Source organism: Thiomicrospira sp. R3, from assembly GCF_029581415.1.
Taxonomy (GTDB): Bacteria; Pseudomonadota; Gammaproteobacteria; order Thiomicrospirales; family Thiomicrospiraceae; genus Thiomicrospira.
In genome coordinates, this window is the sequence record NZ_CP121121.1 from 825,528 (window position 1) to 840,783 (window position 15,256).

The 15,256-nt window shown below is 48.2% G+C and carries 11 protein-coding genes; 1 reads left to right on the top strand and 10 read right to left on the bottom strand.

The genetic code is table 11. The annotated features are described in order from the left end of the window. Window positions 1–31 precede the first annotated feature (31 nt). The 7 genes from P8S55_RS04145 to P8S55_RS04175 all read right to left on the bottom strand — a co-directional run bounded on the left by P8S55_RS04145 (window position 32) and on the right by P8S55_RS04175 (window position 10,657). Window positions 32–1,560 (bottom strand): IS3 family transposase gene (locus P8S55_RS04145; RefSeq protein ID WP_503010344.1). Its coding sequence is split into 2 segments (ribosomal slippage): window positions 32–1,125 and window positions 1,125–1,560, totalling 1,530 coding nucleotides; the frame shifts between segments, so codons are not numbered across the junction. Window positions 1,561–1,606: 46 nt separating this feature from the next. Continuing rightward, window positions 1,607–2,983: a site-specific DNA-methyltransferase gene (locus tag P8S55_RS04150; protein ID WP_289225020.1), complete on the bottom strand. Its 1,377-nt coding sequence runs from the start codon at window positions 2,981–2,983 to the stop codon at window positions 1,607–1,609. Between the two features lie 56 nt (window positions 2,984–3,039). Further along, window positions 3,040–3,777: an HNH endonuclease gene (locus P8S55_RS04155; RefSeq protein ID WP_353957024.1), complete on the bottom strand. Its 738-nt coding sequence runs from the start codon at window positions 3,775–3,777 to the stop codon at window positions 3,040–3,042. 41 nt (window positions 3,778–3,818) lie between these two features. Continuing rightward, a complete protein-coding gene (locus P8S55_RS04160; RefSeq protein ID WP_289225021.1) occupies window positions 3,819–5,789 on the bottom strand; it encodes a site-specific DNA-methyltransferase in 1,971 nt (656 codons plus the stop codon). A gap of 25 nt (window positions 5,790–5,814) precedes the next feature. Further along, window positions 5,815–6,492, bottom strand: coding sequence for a DUF4391 domain-containing protein (locus P8S55_RS04165; RefSeq protein ID WP_289225022.1), 678 nt, complete (start codon window positions 6,490–6,492; stop codon window positions 5,815–5,817). Further along, window positions 6,489–9,761: a helicase-related protein gene (locus tag P8S55_RS04170; RefSeq protein ID WP_289225023.1), complete on the bottom strand. Its 3,273-nt coding sequence runs from the start codon at window positions 9,759–9,761 to the stop codon at window positions 6,489–6,491. Before P8S55_RS04170 ends, P8S55_RS04165 begins: the two co-directional genes overlap by 4 nt. Then, window positions 9,761–10,657 (bottom strand): helix-turn-helix transcriptional regulator, encoded by an 897-nt coding sequence (locus P8S55_RS04175; protein WP_289225024.1) that lies wholly within the window; start codon window positions 10,655–10,657, stop codon window positions 9,761–9,763. Before P8S55_RS04175 ends, P8S55_RS04170 begins: the two co-directional genes overlap by 1 nt. A gap of 459 nt (window positions 10,658–11,116) precedes the next feature. On the opposite strand from P8S55_RS04175, the gene P8S55_RS04180 reads away from it, so the two are divergent. Next, window positions 11,117–11,269, top strand: coding sequence for a hypothetical protein (locus tag P8S55_RS04180; protein WP_289225025.1), 153 nt, complete (start codon window positions 11,117–11,119; stop codon window positions 11,267–11,269). Window positions 11,270–11,294: 25 nt separating this feature from the next. On the opposite strand, the gene P8S55_RS04185 is transcribed toward P8S55_RS04180, so the two are convergent. The 3 genes from P8S55_RS04185 to P8S55_RS04195 all read right to left on the bottom strand — a co-directional run bounded on the left by P8S55_RS04185 (window position 11,295) and on the right by P8S55_RS04195 (window position 15,142). Then, the gene (locus tag P8S55_RS04185; protein ID WP_289225017.1) at window positions 11,295–12,263 is read right to left on the bottom strand and encodes an IS30 family transposase; all 969 of its coding nucleotides are present in this window, start codon (window positions 12,261–12,263) and stop codon (window positions 11,295–11,297) included. Window positions 12,264–12,494: 231 nt separating this feature from the next. After that, the gene (locus P8S55_RS04190) at window positions 12,495–14,351 is read right to left on the bottom strand and encodes a hypothetical protein (RefSeq protein ID WP_289225026.1); all 1,857 of its coding nucleotides are present in this window, start codon (window positions 14,349–14,351) and stop codon (window positions 12,495–12,497) included. Window positions 14,352–14,698: 347 nt separating this feature from the next. Further along, the gene (locus P8S55_RS04195) at window positions 14,699–15,142 is read right to left on the bottom strand and encodes a hypothetical protein (RefSeq protein WP_289225027.1); all 444 of its coding nucleotides are present in this window, start codon (window positions 15,140–15,142) and stop codon (window positions 14,699–14,701) included. Window positions 15,143–15,256 lie beyond the last annotated feature (114 nt).

Below are 15,256 nucleotides of genomic sequence, written 5' to 3' on the forward strand. Positions count from 1 at the left end.
TCAAGATAGTTGTCGTGTTTTTCATCCCATTTTATCCATTCACCCGTTCAAGATTATCCGGGTTTAACGCCACAGCGCCTATCGGTGTCCAGTTTCGCACCTTAGATCGCCAGCGTGCTGGGTTTTTTGCCTTTGCTTGTTCATAAACCTGCGCTCGCTTGGTAAGTATCTGTTTATCCTCACCCCGATAACGCTGCCCTGGCGTCACAAACTTGAGCCGACTGTGCAGGTGCTGCTCGTTGTACCAGCCCATAAAGCTTTGTACCCAACGACGTGCATGCTCAATATCACTAAACCCCTTTGTAGGCCAATTAGGCACGTATTTGAGTGTTCTAAAGAACGATTCAATATAGGCGTTGTCATTGCTAACCCGAGGACGGCTAAACGATTGTTGAATCCCCAGTGATTCAAGCTTGGCCCGCAGCGTCATGCTTTTCATGATACTGCCATTGTCACTATGAAGTACCGGCTTGGGTGCACCACATAACTTATGCTTAATAACCGCTTGATTCATCAGCTCAGCCGCGTTGTGACCCGTCTCGGCGGCATGCACTTCCCAACTTACACCGTAGCGACTATAGAGGTCACTCACCATGTACAGATAGAAGTATTGCCCCTTCACTTGACTGGGTAACCAGGTAACATCCCACATCCACACTTGATTGGGTGCAAAGGCGTGATGGGTCACCGGCTGGCGTGGTTTTTTTGCAACTTTAGCACGTCCTCGGTGATGGAGCTGGTCATGAGCTTTGAGAACACGGTAAAAGCTCGATTCACTGGCCAGATATTGCCCCTTATCCGCCAATAGCGGCACGATTTTTGAAGGCGGCAGACTGGCATAGTCAGGCTGGTTCACTGTTTCAATGATCAATAAACGCTCTTGTTCGCTCAGCGCATGGGATGGACGCAACCGCACAGCAATGGGACGCTGGTCAAACGCTAAGTAGCCTTTACCCTTGGGATACCAGCGCTGTAGGGTGCGCATAGATAGTCCCAGGCATTGACAGGCGGCGCTACGCCGTGCCCCTTCACGAACGGATTGTTCTATCAGGTCAATAATCTCTTGGCGCTGCTGAGGGGTGGTCATAATGCCTCGTCCCCCAGCAGCGCGCGGTACTTTTTTTGTAGTACCAACAGTGCGGCCGCTTCAGCCAGTGCTTTTTCTTTGCGACTGAGCTCGGTTTGCAGTTCTTTAATTTTAGCGTGCGCTTGTTTGAGGTCGCTATTGGCGTGTGAGGCTTGGGTAGTGAACTCGTCTTTCCACTGCTTGAGCTGTTCAATAAACAGGCCTTTTTGGCGGCAGTACTCACTGGTTTCAAGCTGGTTCATTGAGGCGGTTTCAATAATGACCGCCAACTTGGCTTCATTAGACCAATGCTGTGCGTTATGCGCTTGACTACCGGGCACGGCTAAACCTTGCTGTTTGGCGTGTCCCATCCATTTATACAGCGTGGATTTGCTAATCTGCTCTTGTTGCGCAATCAATGACACCGGTTGATTGTGCGGTGGCAATAGTTTTTTGAGTATCGCTTCTTTTCTTTGTGTATTTACGTGCGTCATTTTACGTCCTAATCCGCCTACCTGTCTCGTTTACTAAAAGCGACAACTATTGTGACACAGGGGGAGCTGGTTTATGTTCTTTTTTGGTTTCATCAAGAGATTCCGGTATCTGTACGCCAATAACTTGTAAGTTATGCGCATATTCAAATGCAGCATGAAAAGTCGACGCAGAGCCCAAGAAGAAATCTAAAACAATGTCACCACTCTTACAGTTTGCAATCGCCAATAAATTTCCAATCAATCTTGGTGGCTTTGGGTTGCTGAACGTATTCTTGACTCCATCCATTAGTTCAGTTAGAACCGCATTCCCTTCCTGGTTATGGCCAAATTGTTCATGCCCCCACCAATTTGTCGCGCATTGACCTTCTTCTTCCCTTTCAAACTTGAAGTATTTTTTGCGAGGCGAGCCACTGCCATTATTGGGAAATATAATTCGATTATCGGCTAGAAGTTTTTGGTAGTTATTTTCGTCACCCATCCACTCTCCATCAAGAGAGAGCCCCGTCGGAGTGGTTATCGTGTATTTAGAGCCCCCTTGATCACTGCCGACTTTCCAAGGTTTTGATGCCCAGTCTCCTCTTGTGTCGTTGTCAGGATTTGAAAAAGAGCCCGTTAGCTCGACCTTGCCAACTCCAGTTGATTTATAGACCCACTTGTCCTTTGCGTAAGCAAGTATGTGCTCTGCGACCAAGCCGATCATTTTAGTGGGATCGTTTGGTTGATTACTCCGTCTGCGCCAGTGAATTTGGCCTTCAAAGTTGTCCCGACCAAAAATCTCATCGCAAATGTTTCTTAGATTGGCAACCTCCTCATCGCCGATTGAAATAAAAATTAGGCCATCATCGCGAAGTAAATTTCTAGCGAGTTTTAGTCGCGAGTACATCATACTAAGCCAGTCCGAATGAAAACGGCCATTGCTTTCTGCATTGACTGTTAGCCGATTACCTGCGTTGTCCTTTTGATTGGATCTGGTCAAATATGAACTTCTGTCCTCAGCAAAATCATCTTCATAAATAAAATCGTCACCAGTGTTGTACGGCGGGTCGATGTATATCATCTTGACCTTGCCAAGGTAGGTCTCCTGTAGCAACTTCAGTGCGTCGAGGTTATCGCCTTCGATAAATAGATTCTTTGTGGAATCAAACTCAACACTTTCGTTGCGGCAGGGTCTTAGTGTTTTTGCGATGGGAGCATTTGCCGTAAGCAGAGCTTCTCGCTTGCCAGGCCAGTTAAGGTGATAGCGCTCTTGCGGGCCTTCAATGATGGATTCCGAAAGCTCCTGGCGCAGCTGATCAAAGTCTAGGACTAGGTTCGGCTTCCCGCCTTCACCCAGAGTCTCGGTCACGCAGCTAGGAAATAACTCGTGCAGTCGAGCAATGTTGTCTTGCGTGAGTTCGGGGGAATGCATTTTTGGTTTTTTCATCTGGTTTTTGCGCGAGAGACACCGGGGTTTAGCCCGGTGAGGGATAGCGCCGGCCACTAGGCCGCCTGTTTCTCGCGTTCTCCGTGAGTTAGTGCTATCGTTGTTAAATTAAAGCCATAACCGCTACCACGTTGGATTAACGTGCAGTGTTTGTGACTAATACCCTGAACCAAACCGTTGGCGGCTTGGATGTTAAACCTTCCGCTGGCACGAATTGCCACACGGCCTGAGTAAATGCCTTGCTTTTTCCCACTGGGAACCACCGCTTTAACCTGATCGCCAGTCTGAAAGCCATGCACCGCTTTTTGGCGCATTAAGTAACCGCGTGGAAAGCCATACTTGTTCAGTCGTGTACGCTGATAACTCCCACGTCCGGTGCATTTAATACCCAAAACCGGTTTAACCCAGTTTTTAACCGGTTTTAAATCTTCGCCAACACAGACCGCATCCAGCGCATGATGCTTGGGAATGTCTTGCTGTTTGCGATTAAACTTGGTCATCGCACCCGTTCCGGTATAGACCGATACGGTGGTTTTAGCCAACACCAGAAGTTCATGCAGCAAAGCGTTACGCGTAGTATTAACCGCCGCCGCGTCTTTGAGTCCTGTCCACTTGCCCTTAAGGGTTTTCTCAATCCCGATGGCACGGGCTTTATCCAGCTTGGATATGCCCAACAACCGTTTCCACTCTGAAAGCCGATGGTTGCCTTTCGCCTCATTACAGCTGCGACACGCGATGACCAAGTTTTTAACGCTGTGGCTGCCACCTTTTGATCGAGGCTGGACGTGTTCCACCTCAAGCCTGCGTCTTGAATTTGAGTTTCATCGCCATCCCCTCAGATGCACTTAACTTCGGTGGCAGGCGACAACAGCTTGAAAATCTGCTCGACATTAATTTTGACGGCGCTGTCCTTGTACCCGGCGTCGCGGAACACCACACGAAGGGGCTGTTGCTTGGCCAGTTCTTTGACGAAGGCTTCGTCTATGCTGCCGCTGGCGTCGAAGCAGGCTGCAAGCGCATTACCATCGACAAAGAAGACGTCCTTGCCTTGAATGGCCTGCTTGGTAATGGGCAGGGCCAGATCGATACCCCAATCCAGCATCACCTGGAACAGTAGGTCTTCAGGCGTGCGATTTTGCTTAATATTGTCGACAAACAAGTCAAGATTGTCTTTATCTAACGCATCTGGTGCATAGTAGACGTCAGCCATGTTTGATGAATCAACAATAAGCGTCCTAAATCCAATATCCCTATTCCATTCTTCGCAATGCTGCTCGGATATTACTTTCTGACCTGCGCGATCTATCCTTTTTCGTGCAACCTGCGCAATGCTTTTGAATCCAGATGAATAAGCCTCTGATTCTTCTGAGCACGACTCTTGCAGTTGAACCATTATGAAGCGTCGATTTCCACCATCCTCCGAGTTAAGCTGCAGAACAGTATGAGCAGTCGTTGCTGAGCCTGCAAAAAAATCCATCACAATATCGTCTGATAAGGTGAGAGACTGAATCATCCTCTTTACAACAGCTACAGGTTTTGGATTGTCAAAGGAAACTTCCAAATCAGAGAGTAAAGCATCATCGCTGCCGCCAAAATAGAGCAGCGAAGGGATGTTTTCATAGAGATTCTCTTTGAGTAAATATTTACGTTGAGGTTGGGTGCTTTCGTCTTCACCAAAGACAATTAGCCCCCTATCCAACAAGTCGCGCATTGTTGATGATGGATTGCGCCAACCCCGCGCAGGCAGAGGACATTCTTTGCCTGACACTGGGTGAGTCAGAGGGATAAAATAATCTGCTGGAGCCTTCTTTTTATTGGGCCAGGCCATTGAGACCGGCCTCCAAACATCCCCATTAACATCGATCTGGCTATAGGCCTTCTCTCCGCCAGAAAACTCTTGTTTACCTAACCACTCACGATATTTCGTCCTAACGGCCTCGGTTATTCCACCTTCAGTGGAGATTAGTTGCTCAACTTTCCGAAGCATGGCTTGCGCATTTTCCTTGGGGCGTTTCAAATCTTTTTGCTGTTTAAAATAGGTTTTATCCTTGCAATAGATCGAAATTAATTCATGCTGCTGTGCAATCCCAGTTGCATCGCCTTTTGGATTCCTCTTGTCCCAGACGATCGTCCCGAGATTATTTTCTTCACCAAATATCTCAGACATGATTTTTTCTAGGTTGACATATTCATTCTCGTCAATGTGGACAACAATGGCTCCGTCCTCGGCCAAAATGTTTCGGGCCAGTTTGAGTCTTGAGTACATCATGCTGAGCCAGTCCGAATGGAACCGCCCGTTTGACTCTTGGTTGGCGACTAAGCGATTTCCATCAGAATCGGTCTGATTTGACTGTAGCTTGTACTCTTCAGAATCTTGGGCAAACTTGTCTGCATAAATAAAATCACCCCCAGTGTTGTATGGCGGATCTATATAAATCAGGCCAACCTTTCCGAGGTATGTTTCTTGCAGTAATTTCAATGCATCAAGATTGTCGCCTTCAATAAAAATATTTCTTGTCGATTCAAAATTTTTACTTTGTTCGACGCTGGGTCGAAGAGTCTTGGCAATAGGTGCATTCGCCATAAGTTGAGCCTCACGCTTCCCAGGCCAGCTCAGTTGATAACGTTCACTTGCCCCCTCAACTACGAAGCCGGCAAGTTCTTGGCGAAGCTGATCAAAGTCGATGACAAACTTCAGCGTGCCATCCTCAGCCTTTGCTTCTGTCACGCAGCTAGGAAATAACTCGTGCAGTCGAGCAATGTTGTCTTGCGTGAGATCGGGGGAATGCATTTTTGGTTTTTTCATAATCGTTTTCTCCGTTCGCCATTGTTTAGCGGGTCAATTGTTCAAGTTCGGTTTTTAGCTGCCGCAAGTGGGCGTTGATCTCGACCTTGCGATTGAATTGCTTTTCTTTGGCAAGCTTGCCAGCCATTTTCTCGACTTCGCGCTGTTTCGACGCGACCTGCTCAACGCGGGTAACCAAATCGTCAAGGCATTCTTTCTGGCGGGCTGGCAATGGAATGAGCCGTTGCAATACCTGTTGGTACAAGCTGCTCAGGTCGAGCGCAATCGGCATGGGCGCGCGCTCGGTATTGCTCGGTAGCCACGCTGTCGCAAAGTAATCACTGAGGACCCAACGGCTGGTGTCTGCTTCGTTGGGGCGCTTGTAGGCCGCGACCACCTGCGTTTGGCCATCAAAGCTAAGCTCGAAAAGGATCGGGAACTGCACCGCACCATCAATGCAGCGCAGCACGTCCAGATCCAGCTCCGGTGTTTTGAGCTGGATGGCGAAAACCTGAACCTCTGGCACGCCGGGTTTGGCGGGAAGGTTGATCGTTTCCGGAGCCAGTTTGTATTGCCAGACGATCCGCTCTACCTGCTCCACGAACAAGTCCTTCAGCCGTGTGTTGGCACCGCTGTGCTCATAGATCTTGTTCTTGGGCAAGTTGCGCCCAAAAGTAGCTTGCTTGGGGTAGCTGATGAAGGCGGGATGTGTGGACTGATTCATCCTACCTCCTGAATCACGAGGAAGGTGATCAGTTCGAAGTCGTCCAGCCCGGCGATGGTGTTGACCAGCGCGGTGGTCTTGCCGCCGCTGAAAAGACTGTCCAGATCCTTTTCTTCCTTCACATCGATCATCGAGCGGATGGTCTTGCCAAGTAGGTCGGAATACATCTGCATCTTGCGGCCGTCGGCCGTTTCCTTGTTGAACAGGCGGCAGGCGTCCGGAATGGGCTGTACTTGCCCTTTGCAGCAACTGCGCACCAGATCGAGCAGACGCTTGACCTCGGTGTGGTCGTGAATGACGTCCCCCTCGCGGTTGATGTAGACGAGGTAGTAGGGATGCAGTCGGTTGTGCTGGCTGACTTTGACGCTCGGGTTGAGGTTGCGTAGAGTGAAGATCACGCCCGGGCGCAGGCCCATTTCCGGCTTTGCAGATACAACGGCATGCATGCCGCTCGGCACATTGCTCAATTCGCCATTGGCCTTGACGAAATTGAGCAAGTCCATTCGAAAGTCATTGAGTCCCAGGTCGGTGATCGACACGCCGGTTTTCAAGTCTTCCAACTCGATCACTTCCTCTTGCAGACGGCGCAATTGTTCCTTGCGGTAGGACACGTCGTTGGCTTGCGCGCTCAGCACGTTGTCGTCACCGGTGGCCGTGACGTCGGCGATCATCATCCTGCTCTCAACCCGCTCTTTGAGGTTGATGTACTCATCAAGCGAAATGTCTGGCCAGTAGTTGACCAGTTGGATGCTGGCGTTAGTTGAGCCGATGCGGTCTATCCGGCCAAAGCGCTGGATGATGCGCACCGGATTCCAATGGATATCGTAGTTGATCAGGTAGTCGCAATCTTGCAGGTTCTGTCCCTCGGAGATGCAGTCGGTACCGATCAGTAGGTCGATCTCCGCCGGTTCGTTCGGCAGCACGACATCCTTCTCTTTGGAACGCGGCGAGAAGAGGGTGAGCAACTCCTGGAAGTCGTAACTCTTCTTTAAGGTGGATTTGGGTGCGGCGCCGCCCGTCACTTTGGCGCTGTGTATGTGCTGGATTGCCAACAAGTCCGGGGCCAGATTGGCGTACAGATAGTCGGCGGTATCTGCGAAGGCCGTGAAGAGCAATATCTTCTTGTTGCCCGGGTTAATCGGCGCGGCGAGCTTGCCCAGAACGAGAGACTTCAAATGCTGCAACTTGGCATCGTCTGCAGGTGTCACTTTGTTCATAGATGCCAACAGGGCATCTATGATTTCCATGTCTGCCTTGAGTTCATGCTCCCAAGACGGTAGATCCATGTCTGCCAGACTGATCTTTACCTTGCCGCCTATCTCGTTGTCGCCAATGGCTGGCAAGTCATCGTCGTCGGCATCCAAATTCTCCAGCTGATCCGTCAAATCGTCGACGCTGATGATATTTCCGCCCTGATTGAAGGCGCTGATCTTGGCTAGCGTGTTGGTGTGATTGATTCGCAGTGACTGCAAGGTCAACCGGAACGACTCAATTGAACTTTCCAGTCGTTTGAGCAGGTTGGTGGTCATTAGCGCCTGCAGGCTTCTCTCGCGATCAACTTGTTTGAACTTGCTTTTTCCACCGGCCACTTGCGTGTCGTACATTTCTTCGTACTTTTTGAGTCGACTGGGCAAGATGTAGCTGATCGGCGCATATACAGCGAGCCTGAGCTTTGATAGCTGCTCGAAAATCTCGTTGAAACTCATTACATCAGTACGCTGAGTGAGCGGTGAATGGAATGACAAAGGTTTGCGTCGCTCGGGGAACGGCCCGATGTCCTTCGTGTCGTAAAAGGTCTGAATGTGCTTGCGCGAGCGCGCGATGGTGACGCTATCTAGTAATTCGAAGAAGTCAAAGTCCAGCGAATCCAGGATGGCGCGAGCCGTGCGCTTTTCGATCGGCAACTTCGCCCACGCGTTGAAGCTTGCCTGCGCATTCCGGAAGACTTCTTCAACTGTCTTGCTGGTTCGTAGTTTTTTGTTCAGGTTTTCAGAATCGCCTTCGTAGGCCAGTGCCAGCTGGTTGCGCAGATCATTGAAGCGGTTGTTGACCGGGGTGGCTGAGAGCATCAGCACTTTTGTTTTCACTCCCTGCCGGATGACCTGATTCATCAACTTCTGGTAGCGGGTTTCCTTTTCTTTAAAAGCATCGTTGTTGCGGAAATTGTGAGATTCGTCGATGACGACAAGATCGTAATTGCCCCAGTTGATGCGGTTCAGCGGCGTGCCAAATGACTCACCACTGGTGCGGCTGAGGTCGGTATGGCACAGCACGTCGTAGTTGAACCGGTCGCGGGCAAAGATGTTGGTCTTGAGGTTGCGGTTGTAGTTCAGCCAGTTGTCCGCCAGCTTCTTAGGACAGAGCACCAACACGGAGCGGTTGCGCAACTCGTAATACTTGACCACGGCCAAGGCCGTGAAGGTTTTCCCCAGGCCGACGCTGTCCGCCAGGATGCAGCCACTGTACGTTTCGAGCTTGTTGATGATCCCGGTGGCGGCATCCTTCTGAAAGTTGAAGAGCTTGTTCCAAATAAGGGTGTCTTGATAGCCCGTGCGGTCGTTGGGCAGAACGTCTTCATCGATGTCATCCAGAAACTCATTGAAGATGTTGTAGAGCATCAAAAAATAGATGCTCTCGGGCGAGTTCTCCTGATACACCGACGCAATGTGGTCGCAAATCTGAGCGGTGACGTCCTCCAGCTTGGTCGGGTCGTTCCAGATTTGGTTGAACAGGCTGAGGTAGGTTGTCGCAAAGGCTGGCTCGTCCATCCTGTTGACCAGATTGGAGACGGCGTTGCCTTGTTGATAGCCAAGATCAACGGCTGTGAATCCATGCAACGGCATATACGCTGTGTCTGTGCCGCTGGATTGCACGCAGGCAAACTGCTGCATCGGAGCCTTGCTGCGATTGGACTTGAAGGTAGCCTTGCGCCGCATCCAGTCGGCGCACTCCTTTGCGATGGCGCGCTGGGTCAGCTTGTTGCGAAGTTGAATCTCAAATTCACTGCCATACAGGCTTCGCTCACGATCCACCTTTGGAATGTGGAACTCTTTGCGCTCCTTGCGAATCTTGTCGGTGACCTCGTTGGCGACAAACGTTGGCGAGGTGAAGATGAAATTCAGTTCTTCGACTTTTTCTAATTCGGCCTTGAGCGCCTCGAACGCGTACATCGAAAAGCAGGAGGCCGCGATCTTCAGGCGGGCACCCGACTTGATCGTCTGTTTCAAGTCGTCGCCGAGCAGGCGATTAATGTTATCGATGAGTTCCATTAAGAATCCGCCTTAGAGGTCACGGTGTAGCCAGGTGCTAGGACAGCGTTTTTCACACCATAGAGCGCCAGATGATCTTTGAGCCAGAGTCGATACTCGTGGCCGCGTAGGCTGTGATCCGGTGAGCAGTCCACGCTCAACCGACGTAGCATGTATCCCGCAATGGCAGCCCGAAGCTTCATCTCCAGCGCACCGTTGGCCATATTGAAATCCCGCGAAGTTATCTCTGGCCGAGGTTGATCTGGATGCGGAACCAATTCGACTTCAACAATCCTCGTCCATTGAATATCGTTGTCCGGGCGCTCGTTTGCCTTGGGCTCTTCATCGAGTAGCGTCGGTGTGTCGATTCGCGTGACAACGAAATCACGAAACTCTCCGGTCTTGCGATCAAACGCTCTGACGTGCCAGCGCAGACCTGTGTCGACCAGTGCGAAGGGCACGATCACCCGTTCGGACTGTCCGCTACTCACTGAGTGATAGCGGATTGTGACCGGGCGCTTGGCGTGAATGGCACTGCAAATTGGTGCCAGCACACCCATCTGGGGACTGCTCAAAACGGCTGGAGACTCGCAGGGCAACATTGGTTGCGACTCGCCGTTCACGCCATCACCAAATCCCAACGAGAGAGCCGACAGTACGCGCTGCGGCGCGTGCTCGAAGATCGGCGCAAAAGCCTTCCCGATTCGGTAAATCTTGTTGCTGCCGTCGAACTCGATGTTCTGCGGAGCGATCTCTCGGTACAGGGCGAGATCCCGGGTTGCACCCGCAGGGGCCACCCCGAAGCGGCTCGCCAGATCAGGTCGCCCGACCTCACCCATAAAGTAGAGACGGAAGTCGATATAGGCCAGTCGTTCCCGCTGGGCGTGGCTCAAGCTTTCAACACGTTGGGGATGCATAACCGCGCTCCTCATCCACAAGAAACGACGGTTAGACCGAAAACAAGGGTTTTATTGCTCACGTCGAGGCTGTCCATATCATCAAATTGATGACATTATGCGCCACTGCTCGGACATGAGCAAGCGATCAGACCGGACAAATCTTCGAAACCGTGTCCTCAAGGCCGAAACTTTGCTAATCTGTTCGGAATGCGGACGCGGGTTCGGTTCCGTGTTCCACCACCAATACACAATAATAAGCCGCTTCTTAGCGGTTTTTTATTACCCTAAATCTATAGCCTGCTGTAACTAGCCTTGATTAAGAGTACCAACATGCCACCAATACACGCACTGCCTGCCAGTACAGGCCATTACGATACCCCTTAAGCAGATGAGCCATCAACCACCCGATAGGTTTTAATACAGGTAACAGATTGTAATGGTCAAGTCCTTTACTCACTACTCCCTGGTTTTCTTGAAATGACACATTCCTTGTTGAAGTTTATCGTGATTTTTGGTTCGATGATTGTAATTTTAATCGGCGGGATGAACTTATCGATTGCATTAAAAGCCAGCGTGTACGTTATAGTCATTTATTCTTTTGAGATTTGGTGGCATTTAATTGATACTTGAATTCGCATATTAAGTGCAATCTCATTTAAGCCGCTAATAAATCAACCGCTTTTCCTAAAAACAGCTCAACAGGTTGCTTTCCTTCTCGTGTTTTTCGGGGGCGAGTGTTGAGCCGGTACATAACAAAATCTATTTGCTCTTGGGTAACTTCATTAAAGTCGGTTCCCTTTGGGAAATACTGGCGGATGAGGCCGTTGGTGTTTTCATTTATGCCTCTTTCCCAAGATGAGTAAGGGTGTGCAAAGTAGATCTTTGCGTTTAATTCTTTTGCCATACGTTCGTGGTCGGCAAATTCTAAACCATTGTCATAGGTTATGGTATGAATCTGCTCGGCCATAGGCTTGAGAACTTTTATGGCTCTATCTGCAAGGTCACTGGCATTCTTGCCCATAAGCTTGACGATAATTGTATAGAGCGTTTTTCTTTCAACCAATGTATAAATCGCGCTTTTTCGGTCTTTGCCGATAATGGTGTCACCTTCCCAGTCGCCAATTCGGCTTTTTTCATCGACAATCTCTGGGCGCTCGTCAATGCTAACCGCATTCTTGATTCTTCCACGTCGATCATAACTTCCATAGCGCTTTCTATGCGTTTTGTGTAAATGCCTAAGGTGTTGATACAGTGTGCCTTGTTGCTTTTTATCGGCCAGAACCATGCGATAGATTGTTTCATGATGCAACTTTACAATGTCGTTTTTTTCAAGGTAGAAACAGACCTGATCTGGACTAAGCTCCTGTTGAATTAATATCTTCACCTTGTCCTTAATGGCCTCTGTGAGCTTAATGGCTTTTAGGGCAGCACCTCTTCGTTCTACACTAAATTGATTGGCCTGCTTAGGCCGGTATCCTCGCATCCCTGTATTGCGCTTTATTTCGCGCCCAATGGTTGAGGGGTGAGGTTCTAAGTGCGAAGCAATTTCTTTTTGTGACAAGCCTATTTTCAAATAGGCTTGTATTTGGTATCGTTCATCAATGGTCAACTGTTTATAGTTCATTGCAATTTCCTGTGGTAAGAAAATTAGCATTCTATTTCAGTTGGCCTTTTTTCTTACAAGTTAATTGCACTTGTTATGCGAATTCAAGTTGCTTGATATGCTGAACATCAGCAATTTTTTGGGTAATTTGATAATATGACATCTAAAATTTAATCCAGTTAGTTTTTAGCAACTTTTTTATAAAACTTTTTAATTTTATTAGCTTAACAATTTTATTAATTTGACGCAGATTTACTTGTCGAGTAGATTTATAACCCTTATTTTCTTATTATAATTTTGATGTGCTGCTATAAACCTCTCATTAACATAACTCGTTAATAAACCGTTTAATTCTTGTTTTACTTCAGTTTTCTGCTCTTCAATGGTTTTAACTATTAGGTTTTTTAGTTCGTCACGATTCATAAATTCATCAACACTTATAATGGCATAGTCGGTTCCGAACCACATAATAACGCCTGCAGCACCCGCGCATAGAGCGGCTATTGGGCCAGTGGCAGCACATGCTGCGGCACCCGCACCAGCACCGAATAAGGCAGATGCTCCTCGCGCACTTAATTGTGCCGACGATTTGGCAAGCATTTTTGCAGCTAGCTGAGTCGCCATGCGGCTACCAACTTGTGCCGCCACCCTTGCTGAAATTCTTGCCGCCATAATTGCGACTAAACCGCCGCCGCCAGCATAGGTTGTATGCAATGCATCCAAATTAATACTATTTTGATTAAGTTTTAAACAACTCGCATCATAGCCAGCAATCTTGGTTTGAACATTTAAAAATCCACCAGAAACCGCACTATCAGTGTGTTGAAACACTTCGGCCAGTTCTGCTGCTAGAACCTGTTCTAAAATTATGCCGACACGCTCACTAAACTGATTGCTCAAATACGCATCCAATCCACCCACATCAAATAAGTCTTTCCCTTGGTAAAAGGTTTGTAGGTAGCTTCCTTTGATACTAAAGTTCCAATCTAGGAAACCCTCGATAGCGTTTTCAACGGCTGGATTAGCAAAAGCCTTGTCTATTGCCTGGTCAACTTTCTGCTCAATTTCTGCAAGGATGAGTGCCTGCTGATCCGCTAGCTCCTGCTCTATTTTTTGCAATACCTCAGCCATTTCTGCTTCTGTGTTTGCAGTAGTGCAGATATTCTTGTTTGCACGTGTGTCACTGCTATCTACGTAGCTGCTCAGGTTTTTAAATTGGTTAATCACCCCAGGCCAATTTATGCTCGCCACTAATAAATAGAGTGCAAACATAATTATTAAGGTAAAGCCAAAGACTTTGGAAAATTGACTGGCGGTGGCTTTTTTCTCTGCCGTGGCCTGTTGCCATAAATAACTTAATATCCCTAATGCGACATACCACACCAGTCCAAACTTAAGCCCTTGCAGCATTATAAATAGCAGCCACGCACCTAGCTTTATGGCCAGGCTGACATCAAGTTCAGAGCCTAGTTGCATGGCACTGATTAGACTGAGCTGTAGGGTGTTGTTATAAGCTAACAATACACCCACCCATGGTAACGGTGTAGCCAGGAGGGCGCGCTGTTCAAGATACAAGGCCTCCCAGCTAAGAGGGTGAATACGGGGCAAGTCGGCGAAATAGATATATATCAATGTAAATGATGCGATCAAGATTACAAACGTTGCCCAAAAAGCCGGGCGTAACATAAGAAACTCATGCCCTGCTTTTACATGCTTACCAAGCAACCTGTTGATAAGGAAGTAAATCATTAAAAATATCGGCGCACTCAAGAACAACAGTGACCATTCTAAATAGGGTAAATTGGCCGTGCGACCAAAGCCTGCCACTACCAACAAGGTACTAAATGCAATCAATATAGCGGTGATGGCGCTGGTAAACTTTATCCAGCTACTATTAGCCAGTGATTGAAAAGCGCTATCAGAGTTTAGGGTTTTCTCAAGATAAGCGACACGACGAATTCGGCGGATTCCATAGATGTATTGATAAATAAACCAACTCGTTAAGGCTAGAGTAAATAAGAATGTTGCTGTGGTTGCCTGGGCAATGGGAAAGCTGATAAGCAACCCAAATACGAGCCAAATAGCCAACAAATAAAATAAATTCTTCAATTTTAAACCCGTTATTATGTTGTTTGTACTGTTGTTCGCAAGCAGGTCATTCGTAAAGAGTCACCCTAAAAACAACTAGACAAAAAAACTATTATAAATTTGACCTATTTTCTATCAAATACCTAGCTAGCTCTCTAAGGCAATATACCGCTGGTGTTGAAATAAGTAAATTTAGCAGCCTTAGTATGGCGACAAGAATTGTCATAAGAATTGTCACAAGAATTCCCCCCTCACTAAGTGATGATTTGTGCTGCAACCAGGCCTGGTTAAGTGGTGTAATTGGGTTTAGTCTGGTGAATTGATCGGTCTTTTTAGCGCCTAGCCTTGACTGCCAGCCGCCTAATCGCCTACTCGTCTATCCGCCGTGCGTTGACAACCAGACGGGCGTTACGTGTGTTGATATGCATGGTATGGCCTTCAGGACGTTCAAAACGGTCTGCAGATGCTCGCAATACGCCACCATAACGCCGCGCTTCACGCATAATCTCATTGGGTGTTGTTGCTCGTTCGGCAAAGTAAAAAATCGTTGAGGTTAGATCGACAAAAACATAAATTTGATCACGCGGTGCTTGCTCACCCAGAACAAGCACTGGCATTTGGCCAACTTCGCCTGTTTTTAGTTGCAGTGTTTGCGGTGCCAATTCAAGTTGCTGGCGTAGATGCGTTAAGGTACCTGTTTCAATCACAAATTCATAGGTTGCATCGGTGTGCGCTTGTGCGGCTGGGAGGTATAGCACAACCAACCAACTCATAAACACGGCGGCTAAGATCGCGGTTAATCTACTTTTCACTGCTCTACCCTCAATGGTTTTCGTTATTTTTTAATCATAACACTAGCATCAGTGCGCAACATCTCTATAATTTGTAAAAATTATAAACGCGTTGTTGCAACCTTTCATTCTTGC

Excerpts from the sequence above, each read along its gene's own strand:
- P8S55_RS04185 (WP_289225017.1), bottom strand. The coding sequence starts at position 12,263 with ATGAACTATAAACAGTTGACCATTGATGAACGATACCAAATACAAGCC.
- P8S55_RS04180 (WP_289225025.1), top strand. The coding sequence starts at position 11,117 with ATGACACATTCCTTGTTGAAGTTTATCGTGATTTTTGGTTCGATGATT.
- P8S55_RS04170 (WP_289225023.1), bottom strand. The coding sequence starts at position 9,761 with ATGGAACTCATCGATAACATTAATCGCCTGCTCGGCGACGACTTGAAA.
- P8S55_RS04160 (WP_289225021.1), bottom strand. The coding sequence starts at position 5,789 with ATGAAAAAACCAAAAATGCATTCCCCCGATCTCACGCAAGACAACATT.
- P8S55_RS04165 (WP_289225022.1), bottom strand. The coding sequence starts at position 6,492 with ATGAATCAGTCCACACATCCCGCCTTCATCAGCTACCCCAAGCAAGCT.
- P8S55_RS04150 (WP_289225020.1), bottom strand. The coding sequence starts at position 2,983 with ATGAAAAAACCAAAAATGCATTCCCCCGAACTCACGCAAGACAACATT.
- P8S55_RS04175 (WP_289225024.1), bottom strand. The coding sequence starts at position 10,657 with ATGCATCCCCAACGTGTTGAAAGCTTGAGCCACGCCCAGCGGGAACGA.